Source organism: Phocaeicola sp. RTP21359st1_B8_RTP21360_211022 (assembly GCF_040911965.1).
GTDB lineage: Bacteria > Bacteroidota > Bacteroidia > Bacteroidales > Bacteroidaceae > Phocaeicola > Phocaeicola vulgatus.
Genome location: NZ_JBDFXP010000101.1, coordinates 1 through 2,972 on the forward strand (window position 1 = coordinate 1; position 2,972 = coordinate 2,972).

General features: G+C 29.6%; 3 protein-coding genes. All 3 read right to left on the reverse strand.

The window, feature by feature from the left end:
- Nucleotides 1-273: 273 nt before the first annotated feature.
- Nucleotides 274-1,437: a glycosyltransferase gene (locus AB5062_RS22470; protein ID WP_041174499.1), complete on the reverse strand. Its 1,164-nt coding sequence runs from the start codon at nt 1,435-1,437 to the stop codon at nt 274-276.
- 90 nt (nt 1,438-1,527) lie between these two features.
- Entirely contained in the window at nt 1,528-2,361 is an 834-nt protein-coding gene (locus tag AB5062_RS22475; RefSeq protein ID WP_049764400.1) for a glycosyltransferase family 2 protein, read from the reverse strand.
- The gene (locus AB5062_RS22480; protein ID WP_368326993.1) at nt 2,333-2,875 is read right to left on the reverse strand and encodes a hypothetical protein; all 543 of its coding nucleotides are present in this window, start codon (nt 2,873-2,875) and stop codon (nt 2,333-2,335) included. The genes AB5062_RS22475 and AB5062_RS22480 overlap by 29 nt, the downstream gene beginning before the upstream one ends.
- Nucleotides 2,876-2,972: the final 97 nt, after the last annotated feature.

A 2,972-nucleotide genomic window follows, 5' to 3' on the forward strand; every position in this document is an offset into this window, starting at 1 on the left:
ATACATAAATCCTAAAATTTTTGTTCGCAGCGAAGATAGAGATTTCAATTATGAGCCAATTTTTGACTGCTTACAATCAAAAATTTTTGTTTGCCTCGTTTGGTTTTCTCTATTGTATCCACATAATGGATTACCAAATCAAAACCATGGGTAATAAAAAGCCTCTTCACTTCTTTTTCTATTTGCTCGTCATACCCTATCGATTTCACTATATATATAGCAACTTTACCTATTTCAGACTAATGAAGTTGCCAAGTCTGTATATGGTTTATCTCAAGTAACTTTATTATTTAAAAGAGAATAAAATAAATCCAACCATTTAGCACCTATGCATTCTATAGAATATTCTTTACTTTTATTTATAGAACAAGTGGACATTTTCATCCATTTTTCATCATTTTCAATAAGCTCTATTATTTTTTTTCTATATTCATTGATTGAAAAAGGAGTAACTAAAATCCCATTCTTATCATCATCTATAATATCCGAACAATTAGAAAAACTATTAAATGCCATTGGCACTACACCATACGACATTGCTTCCACCAAAACTAATCCAAACCCTTCAAATGCTGAAGCCATACAAAAAATCTTTGCTTTATCATAATATCCATCAGGCTTTTGAAATCCTTCAAATGAATAGTTAATAAGTTCCATATCCATTGCATACTTTTCCATTTGTTTTCTTTTTTCACCATCACCTACAATCACCAACCGCCACTCTTTATACTTTTCTTCATGACAGATTCCACGCCATACTTCTAAAATTTTATCTACACCTTTTTCTTGGCTGATCCTTCCCACAAAAAGAACTATTTTTTCTTTTTTTTCACTCCCTCCCCCATTAATAGTTACAGGATTAGAAATAGACAACATCTTTTCAGCATATTTTTTCCCCGAAAAATATAAAAATTCATTTATAAATTTATCTGAAAGCATCACTAGTTTATCACTATATTGAAGCATTCTTTTTAAATATCTTCCATATTTCAACTTAAATGCAAAATGTATAAGTACATCCACTAAATTTCCTACCTTGTCAACACCAAAAACATTACAAATTTTAGGAAATGCTTTTATCCCGTACATACCATACGGCTGACTATGAAATACTGAAATAAGTTGAACTCCTGTTTTTTTTATAACAGGTAAAAACACTGATAATTTAGGATTTAAGCAAGTCTGGTTTAGCACAATTTCAATATGTTTTTCCTTTATAAAATTCATAAGAAATTGTTTATTTGCATCACTATCATTTCGTTTTTGATCTGGCAAATAGATTTGAATATCATCTAAATAATCTGAAGTTCGATTAATAGAAATAATATATACTTCATGCCCTAATGAATTAAAATAATGGGCTAAACAATGCGTAACAGACTGTACTCCACCTAATAAAGGATTAGCCGATCCAGTATTGAAAAATAGTATCTTCATACAAACAACACTACTAAAATCTATGATTCATCTCACTCCATTCAAATTAAATAAAGCTTCAAAAGAGAAATGACCACTAATTCTAATATTTTATTCCTCCAATTTAAATTTACCACATTTACTAATTCTAAGCTTTATAAAAACGTAATAATATAAACGCTGAATAATATGACCAATCTTTGGCAATAGTTTTCGTATTAAAGTCTTTTTGCACAACAACTCATAATCACACAATATTCGATGAGGAAAATATTCCAATAAGACTTTTTGTTTTTCTTCTTTAAACTTAATATTTGCACTCACCCCACTCAAATCATACTTTGCTATCACATAATCAACGAATTGATAAGACAAATTATTCACCACAAGTGTTTGAATACAGAATTTCCAATCAGAGTATACTTTCAATGTCTCGTCATATGGATATTCTCGCAACAAAGCTGTTTTTATCAACATCGCCTGATGATTTATAGAATTAGCATACAAATATTTCATTGTTACTTTTTTGGGTGCAGATTGCATGGAACTAAATCTACCATTCTTAAAACAATATGTTTTACCTGCTAATACGTCAACGTCAATATGTTTTGAAAAAATATTTTCTAAAACTTCAGAATTCCAAAAGCTATCACCAGAGTTCATAAAAATGCAATACTCACCTGAAGCAATACTAACCCCCTTGTTCATTGCATTATAAACTCCATTATCAGGTTCACATATACATTTTGATATTTTATCAGAATATTCCACTAAAAGATCTACACTTCCATCCGTAGAGCCACCATCTACTATTATATATTCCATATCTTTATAAGATTGTGATATAACACTTTGAATGGTAGTTTTCAGACCTTGTATATTATTATAATTTATAGTTATAACAGACACTTTCATTTTAAAAATATTTATTCCTAATTTGTTCATCAGACATATATCTGATAGAAGATGTATTACAATATAAAATGGAGATCCACAAAATAACCCAACTCAAATTGAACTCTGGTGTTCCTGAAGGATATAAAAAAAAGACATAAGCTAAACAATATACTCCCATACCTTTTGTTAACATATTCTTCGATTTAAAATACCCTAAAAAAAAGGATTTAATACAAAAGAAAACATAAGGTAACAACAAAAAAATTCCACCTTTTAATATAATATTTAAATACCCTGTTTCTATCACTAATCTATTCAACCTATCAATATCAGATACCTCCCAACAATAATAAGTACCAGTCATACCACGCCCTATTATCCAATCCATCCAACTCATATCTTTATAAAAAGCCATTTCAACTCCAGATCGAGTGTTTTTGTCCAATTTATCTAATAATAAAACCAAATAGGACTCCCAGTCAAAAGACGACATTAGTATCAAACAAATACCAATAATTACCAATATCCCCCACAGCAACTTTACTAAATTTTCTTTTTTCACATAAATCAACAGACCAGATAATCAATAGTTCGTTAAAAATTCGCCACGCCTAAGCGGCTCTGGCAGTAAATAAAATGAGTTCTTTGAAAAGTTTGTC

Excerpts from the sequence above, each read along its gene's own strand:
- AB5062_RS22470 (WP_041174499.1), bottom strand. The coding sequence starts at position 1,437 with ATGAAGATACTATTTTTCAATACTGGATCGGCTAATCCTTTATTAGGT.
- AB5062_RS22475 (WP_049764400.1), bottom strand. The coding sequence starts at position 2,361 with ATGAACAAATTAGGAATAAATATTTTTAAAATGAAAGTGTCTGTTATA.